We start from the raw sequence: 19,848 nt of genomic DNA on the forward strand, positions 1-19,848 counted from the left end.
GGCCGCTATTCGGTATCTTCAGACGGGGAACGTAAGTCGCGTTAGCCGCCGGTTTCGGCGCTGATGACGTCGCCGATCAGATCCCACTTGCCGCCCTTGAACTGAATCATCTTGAGCTGCTCGATCGGGGCGAAGTCGTTGGGCGAGGTGTTGATCTTGATGCCGGGAATCAGGACCTCTGGCGCAAAGTCCTTCAAGCGCGCCGCCTGCTTCATCACGTTCTCCCGTGTGAGATCGTCCCCGGACTGCTTCAGCACCTGCGCCATGGTTTGCGCGGCGGCGTAGCCGTAGACGAGGTTGATGTCGGAGACGTTGGCGCCCGGCATGTATTTGTTGATGAAAGCCATGAACTTCTTCATGCCCTCATCGTCCTTCCACTGCGGGTCGGATGCATCCTTCAGATAAGTCGCCGACAGCACGCCTTCGGAAGCTTGCAGGCCCGCAGGCTGCATGACCGCGCCGATCGAGATCGAGACGTCGGTCATCACCTGCATCGGCTTCCATTCCAGCTCGGCGATCTTCTTGATCGCCTGCGCCGCGAATTTCGGCGTCGCGATGTTGACGAAGACGTTGGCGCCGGTGCCCTTCAGCTTGACGATGTGGGAATCGATCGAGGGTTCGGTGGTCTCGTAGCTCTCTTCCGCGACGATCAGCGAGGACGCTTTGTCGCCGAAGATCTCCTTGATGCCGGCGACGTAGTCCTTGCCGAAATCGTCATTGGCATAGAAGATCGCGACCTTGGCGTCGGGCTTCGCTTGCAGGATGTACTTCGCGAAGACGCGTGCTTCGACCCGGTAGCTCGGCTGGAAGCCCATGGTCCATGGGAAGCCTTTCGGATCGTTCCACTTGCTGGCGCCGGTGGCGAGGAAGAGCTGCGGCACCTTCTTGGCATTGTGATATTTTTGCACGGCGGTCTGGGTCGGCGTGCCCAGTGCGTTGAACACCAGGAAGACCTCGTCGCTCTCGATCAGCTTGCGGATCTGCTCCACCGTCTTGGGCGGCGAATAGGCGTCGTCATAGGAGATCCAGTTGATCTTGCGGCCGTTGATGCCGCCCTGGTCGTTGATCATCTTGAAGTAGGCCTCCTCGGTCTTGCCGATGATGCCGTAGGCCGAGGCGGGACCGGAATAAGCCTCGACATTGCCGATCTTGATCTCGGTATCGCTGGCGCCGGTGTCGTATTTCTTCTGCGCGTAAGCGCCCTGGGCCGAGAGCAATGTCAGAGCCGTCGCCGCGGCGAGCAGCGAAAGTTTCTTGTTCTTCATGGAAATTCCTTGGGTTTCTTGTGAGTTGGGGCAGGCACTTCGAAAGAAAAAGCGCCCGCGAGGGGCGCTTCGGTCAGGCGTCGGCCACTTTGGCCTTGTCGACTTCCGAGGCCACTGAAAACTCGTTGCGCAAGGTCGGCTTGTGGATCTTGCCGGTGGCGTTGCGCGGGAGTGCCGTGACGAAGCGAACCTGGCGCGGACATTTGAAGCGCGCGAGATTAGCCGCGCAGTGCGCAAAGACATCGGCCTCGATCAGCCGTTGCCCCGGTTTGACCGCGACGATGGCAAGGCCGACCTCGCCCCATTGTGGATCGGGAATGCCGATCACGGCGGCTTCCGCGATCGCGGTGAGTTGGTGCAGGACGTTCTCGACTTCGGCCGGATAGACGTTCTCGCCGCCGGAGATGTACATGTCCTTCCAGCGGTCGACGATGTAGTAGAAACCTTCCTCGTCGATTCGCGTCGCATCGCCCGTGTGCAGCCAGCCGTCGGTGAAGGCGGACTTGTTCGCCTCCGGCCTGTTCCAGTAGCCCGGCGTGATGTTCGGTCCCTTGACCCAGAGCTCCCCGAGTTCGCCGACGGCGGCGTCGCTGCCGTCGGGACGCACGATCCGCACTTCCGTGTGCAGCACCGGCTTGCCGGCGGAGCCGGCTTTTCGCGCCGCATCCTCGCGATCGAGCACCAGCACGGCCGGCGAGGTCTCGGTCATGCCATAGCCCTGCTGGAGCGCGACGCCCCGCGCCTCCCAGACTTTCAGCAGCGGTACCGGCATCGGTGCGCCGCCGACGCCGCCGACGATCAGTCGCCCGAGATCGGTCGTCGCAAACGCCGGATGCTGCGCCATGAACTGGTAGATCGCGGGCACGCCGAAGAACACGTTGATGCCCTGCGCGGGATCGTTGATCAGGCCGAGTGCGACACCGGGGTCGAAGGCGCGCATGATCATCACGGTGCCGCCGGCATGCAACACGGGATTGGTGTAGCAATTGAGCCCGCCGGTGTGGAACAGCGGCAGCACGGTGAGCAGCACCGAGGCCGGCCCGATGCAGGCGGGACCGCCGAGATTGATGCAATTCCAGAAGGTCATGCCGTGGGTGATGGTCGCGCCCTTTGGACGGCCCGTGGTGCCCGAGGTGTACATGATGGTCGAGACGTCATCGAGCGTGACCTCCTCGATGCGGTCGAGCGGCCTTGCAGCGGCGATGCCGGCCTCGTAGGAGCCGCCGGGGCCGAGCAGCAGGCTGACGGCGACACCGCAGAGCTTCGCCACAGTCAGCGCGGTCCCGGCCAGATCAGTGTCATGGATCATCACCTTCGGCGCACAATCGTCGGTGATGAACTGAAGCTCGGGCACGGTGAGGCGGGTGTTGAGCGGCACGAAGACGGCGCCGAGCCGACCGCAGGCGAACTGGACCTCCAGCGTATCGGTTGTGTTTAGCGCCAGCACCGCGACGCGGTCGCCGCGCGAGACTTTTAGCGTATCGCGCAGGAATGAGGAGAGACGCGAGACGCGCGTATCCAACTGCGAATAGGTGAAGCGGCGCTCGCTCGCGAGGTCGATGGCCGCAACCTTGTTCGGCGTGCGGCGGCCATGATGGGCGATCCAGTCGTAGTGACGAACGGCCAAAAATCCCTCCCTCGACGGTCTTGTGCCGCCAGCATTTTCATTGCCGCGCAACATGGTCGGCACGGCCTTGGAGGCCAGCCGGAGTTTTGCGCATGACGTCTTTTCTTGACCCGGAGTTGGCCTGCGGGGGGCGAAAATCGTCTTGCGTTAAGTTGCTAGGTCGCGGCTGATCGGAGCGGTTCGCCCAGGCCAGCCACTCCGCGCAAGTGAGGCGCCGATGTTCCGGCCATGGTGGTTGGCAGGAGTCGCCGACAGCGAGGCGAATGCGCGATGAAGAGCCCGTTCTATACCGCCGAGCACGACGCCTTCCGCGAAGTGATGCGCCGCTTTGTCGAAAAGGAGATCGAGCCTTTCGCCCATGAGTGGGACGAGGCCGGCGAATTCCCCCGCGCGCTCTATCGCAAGGCCGCCGGGATCGGGCTGTTGGGACTGGGATTTCCCGAGGAATATGGCGGGATCGCCGCTGACCAGTTCATGAAGATCGTGGCGAGCCAGGAGCTGGCGCGCGCGGGCGCCGGCGGCGTCAGTGCAAGCCTGATGAGCCACACCATCGGCTCGCCGCCGATCGCGCGGGCGGCACGTCCTGAGGTCAAAGCACGGGTGCTGCCGCAGGTGCTCGCCGGCGAAAAGATCTCCGCGCTCGCGATCACCGAGCCGGGCGGCGGCTCCGATGTCGCGAACCTCCGCACCAGAGCGCGGCGCGACGGCGATCACTACGTCGTGAGCGGCGAGAAGACTTTCATCACCTCCGGGATGCGCGCCGATTATCTGACCGTTGCGGTGCGAACCGGCGGCGAGGGCGCAGGCGGCGTCAGCCTACTTCTGATCGAGGGCAGCACGCCCGGCCTGTCGCGGACAAAACTGAAGAAGATGGGCTGGTGGGCCTCCGACACCGCGACGCTGCACTTTGACGAATGCCGCGTTCCGACCGAGAATTTGATCGGCGAGGAGGGCCAGGGCTTCAAGATCATCATGCACAACTTCAACAGCGAGCGTATCGGCATGGCGGCGAGCTGCACCGCCTTCGCTCGCGTCTGCCTCGACGAGGCGATTGCCTACGCCAAGGAACGCAAGACGTTTGGCAAGCCGCTCGCCCAACACCAGGTCATTCGCCACAAGATCGTCGACATGGCGCAGAAGGTTGCGGCGAGCCAGGCGATGCTGGAATTACTGGCCTGGCGGCTGGAACAGGGCGACAGCCCAGTCGCAGAAATCTGCATGATGAAGAACCAGGCGACGCAGACCATGGCGTTCTGCGCCTCCGAAGCCGTGCAGATTTTCGGCGGCGCCGGCTTCATGCGCGGCATCAAGGCCGAGCGCATCTACCGCGAGGTCAAGGTCAACGCCATCGGCGGCGGGACCGAGGAGATCATGAAGGATCTGGCGTCGAGGCAGATGGGGTTGTGACGGAGAGGCCGTCATTCCGGGGCGTGCGAAGCGCGAACCCGGAATCCAGAGATGAGTCCTATTACATCGAGATTCCGGGTTCGACGCTACGCGTCGCCCCGGAATGACAGGAAGCAAAATGCTGTTCACCGCCGACCACGACGACATCCGCCGCTCCTTGCAAAAGTTCATCGCCAACGAGATCAACCCTCATGTCGATGAATGGGAGAAGGCCGACATCTTCCCGGCGCACGAGCTGTTCAAGAAGATGGGCAATCTCGGCTTCCTCGGGCTCAACAAGCCGGTCGAATTCGGCGGCTCGGGCCTCGACTACTCCTACGCGCTGATGATGGCGGAGGAGCTCGGCGCCATCGATTGCGGCGGCGTGCCGATGGCGATCGGGGTGCAGACCGACATGGCGACACCGGCGCTGGCGCGGTTCGGCTCGGACGAGGTCCGTCGCGAGTTCCTGGCGCCGTCGATCTCGGGCGACTATGTCGCCTGTATCGGCGTCTCCGAGCCCGGCGCCGGCTCGGACGTCGCCTCGATCAAGACCGCTGCGCGCTCGGACGGCGACGATTACGTCATCAATGGCGGCAAGATGTGGATCACCAACGGCACCCAGGCCGACTGGATCTGCCTGCTCGCCAATACCGGCGATGGACCCGTTCACCGCAACAAGTCGCTGATCTGCGTACCCATGAAGGCCAAGGGGGTCACGGTCGCGCGAAAACTCGACAAGATGGGCATGCGCTCTTCCGACACCGCGCAAATATTCATCGACAATGTCCGCGTGCCCAAGCGCAACCGGGTCGGTGAGGAGGGCAAGGGCTTCACCTACCAGATGATCCAGTTCCAGGAGGAGCGTCTCTGGGGCGCGGCCGCCTGCCTCAAGGCACATGAATACATCATCAACGAGACGATCGAATATACCCGCAACCGAAAAGCCTTTGGCCAGAGCATCCTCGACAACCAGGCCGTGCACTTCAAGCTCGCGGAGATGCAGACCGAGGTCGAGCTGTTGCGCGCGCTGATCTATCGCGCCGGCGAGGCGTTGGTGGCGGGCGAGGACGTCACAAGGCTTGCGACCATGGCCAAGCTGAAGGCCGGCCGGCTCGGGCGCGAGCTCACCGACGCCTGCTTGCAATATTGGGGCGGAATGGGCTTTACCAACGAGACGCCGGTCAGCCGTGCCTATCGCGACAGCCGCCTGACTTCGATCGGCGGCGGCGCCGACGAGGTCATGCTGATGGTCCTGTGCAAGATGATGGGGACGCTGCCCGGCAGCACCAGAGGGAACGCCTGATGATCACGCTCTATCACTGCGACGCCGCGCGCTCCTTCCGCCCGCTCTGGATGCTGGAGGAAATGGGGCTGCCGTACGAATTGAAGATGCTGCCGTTCCCGCCGCGGGTGTTCGCCAAGGACTATCTCGGCATCAATCCGCTCGGCACGATTCCCTTCCTGATCGACGGCGAAGCGCGGATGACGGAGTCCTCCGGCATCTGCCACTATCTCGGGATCAAATACGCCCCGACGCCGCTGATGGTGGACCCCAGCGATCCCGCTTATGGCGCCTTCCTGAACTGGATGTATTTCAGCGACGCCACGTTAACTTTCCCGCAAACGCTGGTGCTCCGGTACAGCCAGCTCGAGCCGGAGGAGCGTCGCAATCCGCAGGTCGCCGGCGACTACGCAAAATGGTTTCTGGGCCGGCTGCGCGCCGTTGAGGCAGCGACCGCAACTGCCGAAACCTTGTGCGCCGGCCGCTTCACCGCGGCCGACATCGTGATCGGCTATGCGCTCCGGCTCGCGGACAATATCGGGCTCGCCAAGGATTTTGGGCCGAATGTCGCAGCCTATTGGGCCCGCCTGCAGCAGCGCGACGGCTTCAAGCGCGCGGTTGCGGCGGAGCAGAAAGCAGGAGTCGAGCAGAACATCGCGCCGCGGGTAAGGGCGTAATCTCCCTTGTCGTCCCGGCGAAGGCCGGGACCCATACCCCCCATGGAGATGTTTTGCGAAGATTGGTCGTTCGGGATTAGCACCATCCGCATCGATAGACCTCGCGGTATGGGTCCCGGCCTTCGCCGGGACGACGGTTTTGTTGGAGGTTCCGGGTTCGGTCCTGCGGACCGTCCTGGCACGACCACCTGTATCTTTTGACAGCGCTATCCCGCCGTGACAGCGCCCAAATTTCCGCTAAGGTGACCTCCGTCCGCAGCGGCCAGAGAGCCGCGCGAGGAGGACCGCCAATGGAAGATCTGGGTCGCGAATCCGACCATCTGATGCTGATCACGCCGGAGCGGGTGTTTTATGCCGGCCTGCTCGGCCGCCCGCGCAAGCGGACACCCGGCTGCTGCCACGTCTATGTGGCGGTCAAGGGCAACCTGCATCTGACGATCGACGACGTCCACACCACCGGCGAATTGATCGTGACCCTGCCGAACCAGCGGCACTCCATCGCCAGTGACTACCGCACTGCGATCAGCGTGACGCTCGAACCGGAAAGCATGCCGGACGGCGCGCCGGAGGCATTGGCGGAGCGGCTCACCGGACCGGACAAGGCCGTCTATGCCCGCAAGATCCTGGCCGCCTACGCGCTGCTGCGGCAGCGCCGCTATGGCGACATCGCCACCGCCGAATTCGACGAGATGTGCTTTGGCGAGGCGCTGCCGCGCCGCGTGCTCGACCCGCGGGTGACGCGTGCGGTCGCGCGCATCGAGCGCTTCTCCGGTGAGCCGGTAACGGCGGATTGCTGCGCCACGGAGGCGGGCCTGTCGGCCTCGCGCTTCCTGCACCTGTTCAAGGAAGAGACCGGCATCTCGTTCCGCTCCTTCCGCGCCTGGAAACGCGCGCGGCACCTGCTGCATTTCGCCAATCAGGACCTCAACCTCGCCCATCTCGCGCAGGACATCGGCTATCCCGATTCGACCCATTTCAGCCATTCGATCCGCCGCTTCTATGGATTGAAGCCGCGCGCGATCTTCGTCGGCTCGCGGGACCTCGCGATCTATCGCAGCAGCGAGACGGTGAGGCTTGCGGAAGCGAGCTAGGGTCGTCGTTTTCGTAGGGTGGGCAAAGCGAAGCGTGCCCACCGTTTCGAGCGCAACCGCGGAGAGATGGTGGGCACGGCGCAAGTGCGCCTTTGCCCACCCTACGCGCAGCCTTTAAATCGCTAGCTTCTCCGCGCAAGAAGCCGCATGTCGCGCGTCACATGATCGCAAGCGTTGAATTCTCAACGTGCGAGACATCCAGGTCATGAGCGACAAGGCATGAGCGACAAGGCCGTCATCACCTGCGCGCTGAACGGCGTGCTCACCGATCCCAAGCAGCACAACGTGCCGGTCACGCCGGAGCAGATGGCACGCGAGGCCAAGGCCGCGTTCGATGCGGGCGCCAGCATCATGCACATCCATCTGCGCCAGCAGGCGCCGAACAAGGGTCACCTGCCGTCCTGGGAGGTCGGCGTCAGCAAGGAGATCCAGCAGGCGATCCGCGAGGCGTGCCCCGGCGTGATCATCAACCACACTTCGGGCATCTCCGGGCCAAACTACAGCGGCGCGCTCGACTGTATCCGCGAGACCAGGCCGGAGATCGCCGCCTGCAACGCCGGCTCGCTGAATTACCTGAAGGTCAAGGCTGACAACACCTGGGCCTGGCCGCCGATGATGTTCGACAACGCCGTCGAGAAGGTGAAGGACTATCTCGACGTCATGAACGCGGTCGGCACCATCCCCGAGTTCGAGTGTTTTGACGTCGGCATCGTGCGCTGCGTCGGCATGTACAACCAGGTCGGCATGTACAAGGGCCCGCTCGAATATAACTTCGTGATGGGCGTCGCCTCCGGCATGCCGTCGGATCCCGAGCTGCTTCCGATCCTGCTCAGGCTGAAGCATCCCGAGGCGCATTGGCAGGTCACCGCCATCGGCCGCGAAGAGATCTGGCCGCTGCATCAGCGTTGCGCCGAGCTCGGCGGCCATCTGCGCACCGGCCTGGAGGACACCTTCTATCTCGCCGACGGCAAGAAGGTGACGTCGAACGGCCAGCTGATCGAGGCCGCTGCCGCCTGCGCGCGGCGCGCAGGCCGCGAGATCGCGAGCCCGGCCGAGGCGCGGAAGATCTTTGGGACGAATCGGTAGGTATCGCCTCAACCGTCATTGCGAGCGAAGCGAAGCAATCCAGAATCTTTCCGTAGAGGCAGTCTGGATTGCTTCGTCGCTTCGCTCCTCGCAATGACGAGCAGGATAGAGTCATGTCCATTCTCGAAAACACCATTGCCCCCGGCAGCGCCGCCTATCACGCCAACCGCGACGGCATGCTCGGCCTGATCGACCGCATGCGTGCGCTGGAAGAGCGCACGCGTAGCGCATCCGCCGCGGCAAAGGATCGCTTCCACAAGCGCGGCCAGCTGCTGCCGCGGGAGCGCGTCGCGCTGGTGCTCGATCCCGGCGCGCCCTTCATCGAGCTGTCGACGCTCGCCGGCTACATGTTCGATGTGTCTGATCCGAACAAGAGCGTGCCCGGCGGCGGCGTCATCGCCGGCATCGGCTTCGTCTCGGGCGTCCGCTGCATGGTCAGCGCCAATGACGCCGGCATCGATGCCGGCGCACTCCAGCCTTACGGCCTCGACAAAACGCTGCGGGTCCAGGAACTCGCGCTCGAGAACAAGCTGCCTTACGTCCAGCTCGTCGAAAGCGCCGGTGCGAACCTGCTGCGGTACCGCGTCGAGGATTTCGTGCGCGGCGGCAATATCTTTCGCAATCTCGCGCGGCTCTCGGCGGCGGGGTTGCCGGTCGTCACCGTGACGCACGGCTCGTCCACCGCGGGCGGCGCCTATCAGACCGGCCTGTCCGACTACATCGTCATGGTGCGCGGCCGCACGCGTGCTTTCCTCGCCGGGCCGCCGCTGCTGAAGGCCGCAACCGGCGAGATCGCGACCGAAGAGGAGCTCGGCGGCGCCGAGATGCACACCCAGGTCTCCGGCCTCGGCGATTACCTCGCCGAGGACGATCGCGACGCCCTGCGCATCGCGCGCGAGATCATGGCGGCGCTGGAATGGGAGCGGCCGGGCAGGGTGGCCGCGCAATACAAGCCACCGCGCTACGACCAGGACGAGCTCCTCGGCATCATGCCGATGGATCACAAGCGCTCTGTGGACATGAAGCAGGTGATCGCGCGCATCGTCGACGATTCCGACTTCACCGAGATGGCGCCGAATTACGGCCCCGCCACCGTCTGCGGTCACGCCCGCATCGAGGGCCAGGCGATCGGCATCATCACCAACAATGGCCCGCTCGACCCGGCCGGCGCCAACAAGGCGACGCATTTCATCCAGGCGTGCTGCCAGACCCGGACCCCGCTGCTCTATCTCAACAACACCACCGGCTACATGGTCGGCCGAGCCTATGAAGAAGCCGGCATGATCAAGCACGGCTCGAAGATGATCCAGGCGGTGACCTCGGCGACGGTGCCGCAGATCACGATCTATTGCGGCGCCTCCTTCGGCGCCGGCAATTACGGCATGTGCGGCCGCGGCTTCCATCCGCGCTTCTGTTTCTCCTGGCCCAACGCCAAGACCGCTGTGATGGGCGGCGAGCAGGCCGCTGAGACCATGGCGATCGTAACGGAGGCTGCTGCCGCGCGCCGCGGCAAGCCGATCGAGAAGGACAAGCTGGAGGCCATGAAGGCACAGATCGTCGGCGTGTTCGACGGCCAGATGGACGTGTTCTCGACCAGCGCGCGCGTGCTCGACGACGGCGTGATTGATCCGCGCGACACCCGCGCGGTCCTGTCCGAGGTGCTCGCCATCTGCCGCGAGGGCGACGCACGCACGCCCCAGCGCATGCAATTCTCGGTGGCCCGCCCATGAGGAACGGATCAGTGCAGCACCGGCCGTTCTTCAGGGTTTTGATCGCCAATCGCGGTGAAATAGCGCTCCGTGTGATGCGTAGCGCGCGGCAACTGGGCCTTGGCGTCGTCGCGGTCTATTCGGACGCGGATTGCGATGCGCTGCATGTGCGGCAGGCCGACCAGGCCGTGCGGATCGGCGAGGCGCTGCCGGCGCAATCCTATCTCAACATCCCCGCGATCATTGCCGCGGCGAAAGCGAGCGGTGCGGATGCCGTGCATCCAGGTTATGGCTTCCTCGCCGAGAACGAGGAGTTTGCGCAGGCCTGCAAGGATGCCGGCCTCGTCTTCATCGGTCCGTCGCCGCAGGCGATCGAAGCCATGGGCAACAAGGCCGGCGCCAAGGAGATCATGCGCAAGGCCGGCGTACCCTGTGTGCCCGGCTATCAGGGCGCCGACCAGGGCGACGAGGTCATGCTCGCGGAAGCAAAGAGGATCGGCTTCCCCGTGATGATCAAGGCGGTCGCCGGCGGAGGCGGCCGCGGCATGCGGCTCGTGACCGACGCGGCTTCGTTTCCCGATGCTCTGCGCAGCGCGCGCTCCGAAGCGAAGGCCGCGTTCGGTGATCCGACCGTGATCCTCGAACGCGCCATCCGGAATCCGCGCCACATCGAGATTCAGGTCTTCGGTGACAGCCATGGCAACGCCATCCATCTCGGTGAGCGAGACTGTTCGGTGCAACGACGGCACCAAAAGCTCATCGAGGAGGCGCCATCGCCCGCGGTGACTTCAGAGCTGCGTGCGAAAATGGGCGAGGTCGCGGTCGCCGCCGTGAAGGCGCTACGCTACGAGGGCGCCGGCACGCTGGAGTTCCTGCTCGACCCAAGCGGCGAATTCTATTTCATGGAGATGAACACGCGGCTCCAGGTCGAGCATCCCGTGACCGAGGCGATCACCGGGCTCGATCTCGTCGAGCTGCAATTGCGCGTCGCGCGCGGCGAGCCGTTGCCGGTGAGGCAGCAGGACATCAGGTTTTCAGGCCACGCCATCGAGGTGCGGTTGTGCTCGGAAGATGCTGCGCATGATTTCATGCCGCAGTCCGGCCGCATGGCGTGCTGGCAGGTGCCGGAAGGCATTCGCGTCGAGCACGCGCTGCAATCGGGCTCGGAGATCCCGGCGTTCTATGATTCCATGATCGCCAAGGTCATCAGCCATGGTGCCACCCGCGAGGAGGCGCGCGGCCGGCTGATCTGCGGCCTGGAGCAGCTGACTGCATTTGGGGTGACCACCAACCAGGCGTTCCTGATGTCGTGCCTGCGTCATCCCGGCTTTGCCAGGGGGGAAGCAACGACGGCGTTCATCGGCGCGCATCGCGATGAGCTGCTGGCGCCGCCAGGGAATGGCGCATTCGACACGACGCTGGCGGGCCTCCTGCTCTACGTCACCAATTCAAGGGCGCCGTCATGGCACAGCGGGCGGAGCCTTGCGGCAACGTTTCCGCTGCCGGCGAAGATCGAGATCGCCGGCGAAATCTGCGAACTCGAAGTCACCCGCGAACGCGATGGCAGCTACACCGTTGCGGTCGACGTCCGTCAGGACAGGTTCGAGATCGACCAGCTCGATCCCGATGCCGTTCGCTTCCGCCATGATGGCGTGATGGACAGCGCGAAATTTCTGCGGGACGGCGACCGGCTCTATTTCGCGCATCGCGGCATACCACTTGCGGTCACCGATCTCACCCTCGCCACGCCGAAGACCGCCGTAACCAACGGCGGCGACGGAAAAGTCCGCGCCGCCATGAACGGCCGCGTCGTTGCCGTCCTGGTCAAGCCCGGCGATCGCGTCGCCGCCGGCCAGCCCGTGATCACGCTGGAGGCGATGAAGATGGAGCACGTGCACAAGGCCGGCATCGACGGCGTGATCGCCGCGATCGACGTCGCCGAGGGCGAGCAGATCACGACGGGAAGGATCGTAGTGGAGATCGGGGCGAGCTAGACTAGCGCGTCAAACTCAACTCGTCGTCCCGGCGAAGGCCGGGTCCCATAGCCACAGGATTGAGTTTGACAAAGACTTGGAGTTGCCAGCTCGCGCCATAACCTCTTCCTGGGGTTATGGGTCCCGGCCTTCGCCGGGACGACGGCGAAATTATTGACCGCGCCCCGTCCCCTCGTTCAACAAGCACGCCACCTGGTGTCCATCGCTCGCGTCCACCAGCGCCGGCCGCTCCGTCCTGCACCGCTCCATCGCAAACCGGCAGCGCGTGTGAAACGCGCATCCCGGCGGCGGGTTGACCGGACTCGGCACGTCGCCGTCGACCAGCGGTGCGAGCTTTTTTGCAAGCGGGTTCGCAACCGGCACTGAGGCGAGCAGCGCCTGCGTGTAGGGATGCCGCGGATTGCGAAACAGCTCGTCCTTGTCGGCGATCTCGACGATGCGGCCGAGATACATCACGGCGACGCGGTGACTGATATGGGCGACGACCGCCAGATCATGGGCAATGAAGAGATAGGAGAAGCCATGCTGCCGTTGCAGGTCGATCAGGAGATTGATCACCTGTGCCTGGATCGAGACGTCCAGCGCCGAAACCGGCTCGTCACACACGATCAGACGGGGTCCGAGCGCAAGCGCCCGCGCGATGCAGATGCGCTGGCGCTGGCCGCCGGAGAATTGATGCGGGAAGTTGCGCATCTGGTCGGGCCGCAGGCCCACCTGTTCGAACAGCTTTGCGGTACGCGCCTCCAGTGTTTTGCCGCTGGCGAGACCATGCACGGCCAGTGGCTCGCCGACGATGTCACCCGCGGTCATGCGCGGATTGAGCGAGGCAAACGGGTCCTGGAACACGATCTGCATCGAGCGGCGATGTGGACGTAGCGCAGTCTTGGAAAGGTGGGTGATGTCCTCGCCGTCGAGGCGGATCTGGCCCGACGTCGGCTCGACCAGCCGCAGCACGCTGCGCGCCACCGTCGATTTGCCGCAGCCGGATTCGCCGACGAGACCCAGCGTCTCGCCGATGCCAACCGAAAATGAGACGCCGTCGACCGCGTGCACGGTGCCGACCTGCCGGCGCAGCACGCCCGCGCGCACCGGATAGTGCTTTGTCAGATCAGTGACTTCGAGCAGCGGTTCGGTCATGCCACCTCCGCGACTTCCTCTGCGCGCCAGCAGGCCGCGAGATGGCCGCCGCCCCAATCGGCGAGCGGGGGATACTCGTCCAGGCAGCGCTTGATCGCGAGCTTGCAGCGCGGCGCGAAAGCGCAGCCTTGCGGCAGCCGCACCAGCGACGGCACGGTGCCGGGAATTTCGTTCAGTCGCGCATGCGCCGCGAGACCGGACGTCGGCACTGCCGGGATCGAAGCCATCAGCCCGCGCGTATAGGGATGTTTTGGCGCGGCGAACAGCGCCTCGACGCTCGCCTCCTCCACCTTCCTGCCCGCATACATCACGATCACGCGCTGCGCCGTTTGCGCAACGACGCCTAGATCATGCGTGATCAACACGAGGCCCGTTCCGAGCTCCTTCTGGAGGTCGAGGATGAGCGCCAAGATCTGTGCCTGGATGGTGACGTCGAGCGCAGTGGTCGGTTCGTCCGCGATCAGCAGCGCCGGTCGGCAGGCCAATGCCATCGCGATCATCGCGCGCTGGCGCATGCCGCCGGAGAGCTGATGCGGATATTCCCGCGCACGCCGCGCTGGTTCGGGGATGCGAACCAGGCGCAGCATCTCGACTGCGATGTCGCGTGCCTCTCTGGTGGACATCGCCCGATGCAACCGCACAGCCTCGACGATCTGGTCGCCGATCCGCATCACCGGATTGAGCGAGGTCATCGGCTCCTGGAAGATCATGGAGATACGGTTGCCGCGGATCGCGCGCATCCTTGCTTCGTCGAGCGCAAGCAAATCGGTGCCTTCGAGCGTGACCGTGCCGCCGACGATGCGGCCGGGCGGATCGGGTACGAGCCGCATCAAGGAAAGCGCGGTGACGCTTTTGCCACAGCCGGACTCTCCGACGATCGCCAGCGTCTCGCCGCGCTTCACGGTAAACGAGACGTCGTCCACGGCCTTGAACAGACCGGAATTGGTGAAGAATACCGTTTTCAGGTTCTTCACCTCGAGCACGAGATCGGTTGCCTGTTTCATCAGCCGCGCTGCCTCGGATCGAGAATATCGCGCAGGGCATCACCGAACAAGTTGGCGCCAAACACGGCGAGGCTGATCGCAATGCCGGGGAAGATAACAAGCCACGGCGCGGTGCGGACATATTCGGCGGCGGACTCCGAGAGCATGCGGCCCCAGGACGGATAAGGCTCGGGAATGCCGAGGCCGAGGAAGGACAGCGAAGCCTCGGTGAGAATGGTCGAGCCGAGTTGCGCGGTCGCGAGCACGATCAGCGGCGCCAGCGTGTTCGGCAGCACGTGGCGGAGCGCGATCCGCGTCTCGCTCATGCCGATCGACTTGGCGGCTTCGATGAAAGGCAGTTCGCGCAGTGCCAGCGTGTTGGCGCGGATGACGCGGGCGACCGTCGGGATCAGCGGAATGGCGATAGCGATGATGACGTTCGGCAAGGACGGCCCGAGCGCGGCCGTCATCACTAGCGCGAGCACCAGGAGCGGCAGCGCCTGGAGGACGTCGGAGACGCGCTGGAACACGAGATCGACCCAGCCTGAGAGATAGCCGGAGGTGAGCCCGACGATCACGCCGATCGTGCCGCCGAGCGCGGTCGAGCCGATTCCGACTGCCAGCGATACCCGCGCGCCGTGGATGATACGGCTGAACACGTCGCGGCCGAAGGAATCCGTGCCCATCCAGTGCGCCAGGCTTGGGCGCGCCAGCGCACGGGCGGAATCGATCGATAGGGGATCATCGCGTGCGATGAAGTCGGCGAAGATCGCGGTGAACACGAATACGGTTATGATGACGAGGCCGGCCGCGCCCAACACGTGCCGCTGCGCCAGGAACAGCACGCGTCGCCAGCCGCCGGTCGCATGCGCACCGGCGCGCCTCAATTCGAGATCATAGTCGATCGCGGCCATGCTTTGCCTAACTCCCTCTCCCCGCCTGCGGGGAGAGGGTTGAGGTGAGGGGCTCTCCGCGGGGAGGCGAGAGTTGGATTCGCGGAGAGTCCCCCTTTGCGCGCTGCGCAAATTCGACCTCTCCCCGCAAGCGGGGAGAGGTGAAGGAACGCGCGAACGCTGTGTGAGGCATAATCATGTGGCTAATCCGTATATCGGATGCGCGGATCGAAAACCGCGTAGAGCATGTCGACGATGAAATTCGCGCTCACCACCACGACGGCAATCAGCATCACGAGGTTCTGCACGATCGGATAATCGCGCCAGCGGATCGCCTCGACCAGGAAACGGGCGACGCCGGGGATGTTGAACACGGTTTCCGTGACGATCAGGCCGCCGATCAGGAACGCCGCCTCGATTCCGATCACGGTAATGACAGGCAAAATGGCGTTCTTCAGCGCATGCTGATAGTTCACCGCGGCGTCGGATGCGCCCTTGGCGCGCGCGGTGCGGATATAGTCCTGACGCAGCACCTCCAGCATCGAGGAGCGGGTGATGCGCATGGTCAGCGCGGCGCTGCGGAAGCCGACGACGGCGGCGGGGACGGCATAGGTCGCGAAGGCTTCCAGATATGTCTGCGGATTGGGGTTGAAGATCGGCATCTGGCCGAACATCGCCACCGACGCGGTGAGGATCAACAGGCCGAGCCAGAACGAAGGCAGCGACAATCCGCTCAGGCTGACCACGCGCAGCGCGTAGTCGAGCCGCGTACCCTGCTTCACCGCGCTGATAACGCCGAGTGGAATGCCGATGGAGGCCGAGAACAGCAGCGCCAGGCCCGCAAGCCGCGCCGTGATCGGGATCCGCGGCAGGATTTCCTGAAGCGCCGGCTTCTCCGAGACGTAGGAGTACCCGAAATCGCCGCGCAGGAAACCGCCGATCCAGTGCAGATATTGCACCACCATCGGCTGGTCGAGGCCGAGCTCCTTTTCCAGACTGGCCTTGTCAGCGGGGTCGACATAGCCGGCCGCGGCAAACAGGATATCGACGATGTTGCCGGGCACGACGCGCAGCAGGAAGAAGATGACGATCGAGATCCCGAACAGGGTCACGAGCATCAGGAACAGGCGCCGTACCAGATAGGCAAACATCTCTCGCCTCCTGCCGATCTCGTAAGCTGCCCGCGACCTGCGCTACTTGTCCATCCAGACATCCTCGTAGCGATAGCCATTGTAAGAGCTGTTCGACATTACCGTCACACCCTTGACGTAGGGGTGCCAGCAGGTGCCGGCGCGCGCATGGAAGATGATCGGGCGGGCGACGTCCTCCTGCAATTTCTTGTCGATGTCCCACACCAGCTTCTTGCGCTTGTTGATGTCGGTTTCCTGCGACTGCGCGTCGAACAGCTTTTCGATGTCCTTGTTGCAGTAATTGGTGTAGTTGCGCTCCGAACCGCAGGAATAGTTCTCGTAGAACGACTGGTCGGGATCGTCGACGGCACTGCCGGTCAAATTGAGGCCCAGCATGTAATCCTTGCGCGCGATCTTCGGGAACCAGTTCGCGGTCTCGACGACGTCGAGCTCGCCGTCGATATAGATGCTCTTGAGCTGGTCGATCAGGATCACCGCGGGATCGCGATATTCCGCGAGGTTGCGGGTGGAGACCTTGACCGCAAGGTGCTTTTCCGGACCGTAGCCCGCTTTCTGCATCAGTTTGCGTGCCTGCTCGCGGTTGGCGTTCACGTCCGGTCCATAGCCGGGAATGCTCTCCAGCATGGCCTTTGGCATGCCCCACAGACCCTGCGGTGGCGGCAGCATCGTGCCACCGATATCTGCTTGCCCCTCGAACAAGATGGAAACGAAAGCCTTGCGGTCGAGCGCCATCGCCATGGCGCGGCGGATGTCGATGTTGTCGAAGGGCGACGACGTTGAATTGACGATGATGTTGGTCGAAACGTTGGTGGGCTCGACGGTACAGACCGCATTCGGTGACTGGGATTTCACGTCCTTCAGCAGCGGGATCGTGATATGCGTCGGAAAAGCCATGTCGAATTTGCCGGCGACGAAGGCGAGGATGGCGGTCGAGCGATTCGGGATGATGGTGAATTCGATGCCGTCGAGATAGGGCCGGCCTTTCCGCCAGTAGTCGGGATTACGGGTCAGCTTGATCGACTCATTGGCCTTGAACTCGACGAACTTGAACGGGCCGGTGCCGATCGGATGCGTGCGCATGTCGCCGGGCGAGACGTGGCAGGGATAGACCGGCGTGTAGCCCGAGGCGAGCAGTGCTATGAGCGAAGGCTGAGGCCGCTTCAAATTGAAGGAGACCTCGAAATCGCCGCTGGTGGTGACGTCGTCGACCTGCTCGTACCAGGTCTTGCGCGGATTCTGTCGGAACTTCTGCTGCGATTTGCCCATCAGTATGTCGAAGGTGCATTTGACGTCCGCCGAGGTGAACGGCTTGCCGTCGTGCCATTTCACGCCCTGGCGCAGCTTGAAGGTCAGCGTCTTGTTGTCGTTCACCCAGGCCCAGCTCTCGGCGAGTTCCGGGACGATGGTGTTCATGCTGTTCTGCGCCACGTCTTGCTTGTAGATGACGAGGTTGTTGAACACCGGCATGAAGGGAACGTTGAGCGAATAGGTCGCGCCTTCATGGATCGAGGCGTTGCCGGGGCTGTCGCGGTGGTACATCCGCAAAATCCCGCCCTGCTTGGGTTCGCCGGCCAATGTGATGGTCGAAAACGCCAGCAAAGATAGCGCCGCCGTCGCGGCAAGCGCCCACACGCTCCGCATCCTCGTCCTCCCTGGACAACGGCCTTTTGCGGCCTGTTTGAGGCGACGATAGCGACGCAAGAGGAGCGAGGCAACCGGCAAGGCCGGCGACCGCCTCGACAATTCGGATGACGGAAGGCCGCAGGGGTTTTCTCTCACGATGTGAGAGTGGGGGAGTGTGGATCGGTTCCTGCGCAGGTGTTGGGCTGGGCTGTCTCAACAAGCTCAACCGTCGTCCCGGCGAAGGCCGGGACCCCATACCGCGTGATCTATCGATTGCTGTAGGCAGGAGTACCGAACGACTATCTTCGCCAAACTGCTCCCTGGGCTATGGCTCCCGGCCCTCGCCGGGACGACAGCTGAGAATGAGGCTGCACCCTCAGACAATCCTCGACGTCTTGTTCCCCCAATACCGGTCCCGCAGCAGCCGCTTGTAGAGCTTGCCGGTCGGCAGCCGCGGCAGTTCCTTGTCGAAATCGACCGAGCGCGGCACCTTCTGCCGCGACAGCGACGCGCCGCAGAAGGCGATCAGTTCCTCCGCCAGCGCCGGCCCGGGCATCACGCCCGGCATCGGCTGAACCACCGCCTTCACCTCTTCGCCGAGATCGGGATTGGGCACGCCGAACACGGCGGCGTCGGCGACCTTCGGATGGGTGATCAGCAGATTCTCGCATTCCTGCGGATAGATGTTCACCCCTCCGGAGATGATCATGAAGGTGGCGCGGTCGGTGAGGTAGAGGAAGCGATCCGCATCGACATAGCCGACATCGCCGACCGTGCTCATGCTGCCGTCGGCCGAGCGCGCTTCCTTGGTCTTCTCCGGATCGTTGAAATATTCGAATGGCGATGCCGTCTTGAACCACACCTGACCGGGCGTGCCGGTCGGGCACGCCTTCATGTTCTCGTCGAGAATATGCAGGTCGCCGAGCAGCACCTTGCCGACGGTGCCGCGATGGGCGAGCCACTCCTCGCTGTTGCAGGCGGTGAAGCCGAGGCCTTCGGTCGCGCCGTAATATTCGTGGATGATCGGCCCCCACCATTTGATGATGTCGTCCTTGACCAGCGCAGGGCAGGGCGCTGCGGCGTGGATCGCGATCTCGAGCGAGGACAGGTCGTAGCGGTTGCGCACCTCTTCCGGCAGCTTCAGCATGCGCGAAAACATCGTCGGCACGAGCTGGCTGTGGGTGATGCCCCATTGTTGCACGAGCTGGAGATAGCGCTCGGGATCGAACGTCTCCATGATGACCACGGTGCCGCCCATGCGGATCGTCAGATTGACCGCGGCCTGCGGTGCGGAATGATAGAGCGGCGCCGGCGACAGATAGATCATGCCCTCGCGGTAGTGCCAAAGCTTTGTCAGGAAATCGAACAGCGGCAGATTGTGCTTTGGCGGCTCCTCCGGCAACGGCCGCACAATGCCCTTCGGCCGTCCCGTCGTTCCCGACGAATAGAGCATGGCGGTGCCGAGCCACTCATCTGCGATCGGGGTCTTCGGCAGATCGGCGGTCACCTCCGCAAGTCCAACGATACGGTCGCTCTCACCTGGGCCGTCGACGACGATGCACAGCTTGACGTCGGGACAGGCGCTGATCGCCTCGCGGGCGATGTCGAGCTTCGCCACCGACGTGATCAGGATCTTCGACCGGCTGTTGACGAGGAGGTAGGCGAGTTCGCCCGCGGTGAGGAACGAGTTGATGCAGGTGTAGTACAGCCCGGACCGCTCGCCCGCGCCGCAGGCTTCGAGATAGCGGGAATTGTTCTCCATGAAGATCGAATAATGGTCGAGCCGCTTCAAGCCGTGCTTGCGAAACAGCTGCGCCAGCCGGTTGCTGCGTGCATCGAGCTCGCGATAGCTGACGGCCTCGCCGGTTGCCGCCATGATGAAAGCGGGCTGCAGCGGGCGCAGGCGGGCATGCTGACCTGGGTACATCAGTCCTCCGGTTT

General features: G+C 63.9%; 15 protein-coding genes. 7 read left to right on the forward strand and 8 right to left on the reverse strand.

What is annotated here, in order from left to right; translation table 11 throughout:
• Nucleotides 1–41 precede the first annotated feature (41 nt).
• Together IVB18_RS01790 and IVB18_RS01795 are read right to left on the reverse strand one after the other, a co-directional pair.
• Complete coding sequence (locus IVB18_RS01790; protein ID WP_247987634.1) at nucleotides 42–1,265, reverse strand: ABC transporter substrate-binding protein; 1,224 nt, start codon at nucleotides 1,263–1,265, stop codon at nucleotides 42–44.
• Nucleotides 1,266–1,338: 73 nt separating this feature from the next.
• Nucleotides 1,339–2,892, reverse strand: coding sequence for a long-chain fatty acid--CoA ligase (locus IVB18_RS01795; protein ID WP_247987635.1), 1,554 nt, complete (start codon nucleotides 2,890–2,892; stop codon nucleotides 1,339–1,341).
• 270 nt (nucleotides 2,893–3,162) lie between these two features.
• On the opposite strand from IVB18_RS01795, the gene IVB18_RS01800 reads away from it, so the two are divergent.
• The 7 genes from IVB18_RS01800 to IVB18_RS01830 all read left to right on the forward strand — a co-directional run bounded on the left by IVB18_RS01800 (nucleotide 3,163) and on the right by IVB18_RS01830 (nucleotide 12,120).
• Complete coding sequence (locus IVB18_RS01800; protein ID WP_247987636.1) at nucleotides 3,163–4,299, forward strand: acyl-CoA dehydrogenase family protein; 1,137 nt, start codon at nucleotides 3,163–3,165, stop codon at nucleotides 4,297–4,299.
• A gap of 118 nt (nucleotides 4,300–4,417) precedes the next feature.
• Entirely contained in the window at nucleotides 4,418–5,584 is a 1,167-nt protein-coding gene (locus IVB18_RS01805; RefSeq protein WP_247987637.1) for an acyl-CoA dehydrogenase family protein, read from the forward strand.
• Complete coding sequence (locus IVB18_RS01810) at nucleotides 5,584–6,240, forward strand: glutathione S-transferase family protein (protein WP_247987638.1); 657 nt, start codon at nucleotides 5,584–5,586, stop codon at nucleotides 6,238–6,240. Before IVB18_RS01805 ends, IVB18_RS01810 begins: the two co-directional genes overlap by 1 nt.
• 290 nt (nucleotides 6,241–6,530) lie before the next feature.
• Nucleotides 6,531–7,331 (forward strand): AraC family transcriptional regulator, encoded by an 801-nt coding sequence (locus tag IVB18_RS01815; protein ID WP_247987639.1) that lies wholly within the window; start codon nucleotides 6,531–6,533, stop codon nucleotides 7,329–7,331.
• A 219-nt stretch (nucleotides 7,332–7,550) separates the two neighbouring features.
• Nucleotides 7,551–8,417 (forward strand): 3-keto-5-aminohexanoate cleavage protein, encoded by an 867-nt coding sequence (locus IVB18_RS01820; protein WP_247987640.1) that lies wholly within the window; start codon nucleotides 7,551–7,553, stop codon nucleotides 8,415–8,417.
• 113 nt (nucleotides 8,418–8,530) lie between these two features.
• On the forward strand, nucleotides 8,531–10,147 hold the full coding sequence (locus tag IVB18_RS01825; RefSeq protein WP_247987641.1) for a carboxyl transferase domain-containing protein: 1,617 nt from the start codon (nucleotides 8,531–8,533) through the stop codon (nucleotides 10,145–10,147).
• Entirely contained in the window at nucleotides 10,144–12,120 is a 1,977-nt protein-coding gene (locus IVB18_RS01830; protein ID WP_247987642.1) for an acetyl-CoA carboxylase biotin carboxylase subunit, read from the forward strand. Before IVB18_RS01825 ends, IVB18_RS01830 begins: the two co-directional genes overlap by 4 nt.
• A gap of 150 nt (nucleotides 12,121–12,270) precedes the next feature.
• On the opposite strand, the gene IVB18_RS01835 is transcribed toward IVB18_RS01830, so the two are convergent.
• The 6 genes from IVB18_RS01835 to IVB18_RS01860 all read right to left on the reverse strand — a co-directional run bounded on the left by IVB18_RS01835 (nucleotide 12,271) and on the right by IVB18_RS01860 (nucleotide 19,834).
• A complete protein-coding gene (locus IVB18_RS01835) occupies nucleotides 12,271–13,257 on the reverse strand; it encodes a dipeptide ABC transporter ATP-binding protein (protein ID WP_247987643.1) in 987 nt (328 codons plus the stop codon).
• The gene (locus IVB18_RS01840) at nucleotides 13,254–14,261 is read right to left on the reverse strand and encodes an ABC transporter ATP-binding protein (protein WP_247987644.1); all 1,008 of its coding nucleotides are present in this window, start codon (nucleotides 14,259–14,261) and stop codon (nucleotides 13,254–13,256) included. Before IVB18_RS01840 ends, IVB18_RS01835 begins: the two co-directional genes overlap by 4 nt.
• Nucleotides 14,261–15,154, reverse strand: a complete 894-nt coding sequence (locus IVB18_RS01845) for an ABC transporter permease (RefSeq protein WP_247987645.1) — start codon at nucleotides 15,152–15,154, stop codon at nucleotides 14,261–14,263. The genes IVB18_RS01840 and IVB18_RS01845 overlap by 1 nt, the downstream gene beginning before the upstream one ends.
• Nucleotides 15,155–15,336: 182 nt before the next feature.
• Nucleotides 15,337–16,284, reverse strand: a complete 948-nt coding sequence (locus IVB18_RS01850; RefSeq protein ID WP_247987646.1) for an ABC transporter permease — start codon at nucleotides 16,282–16,284, stop codon at nucleotides 15,337–15,339.
• Between the two features lie 42 nt (nucleotides 16,285–16,326).
• Entirely contained in the window at nucleotides 16,327–17,925 is a 1,599-nt protein-coding gene (locus tag IVB18_RS01855) for an ABC transporter substrate-binding protein (protein WP_247987647.1), read from the reverse strand.
• A 358-nt stretch (nucleotides 17,926–18,283) separates the two neighbouring features.
• Nucleotides 18,284–19,834 (reverse strand): AMP-binding protein, encoded by a 1,551-nt coding sequence (locus IVB18_RS01860; RefSeq protein WP_247987648.1) that lies wholly within the window; start codon nucleotides 19,832–19,834, stop codon nucleotides 18,284–18,286.
• Between the last annotated feature and the right edge of the window lie 14 nt (nucleotides 19,835–19,848).

It is taken from the genome of Bradyrhizobium sp. 186, assembly GCF_023101685.1.
Classification (GTDB): domain Bacteria; phylum Pseudomonadota; class Alphaproteobacteria; order Rhizobiales; family Xanthobacteraceae; genus Bradyrhizobium.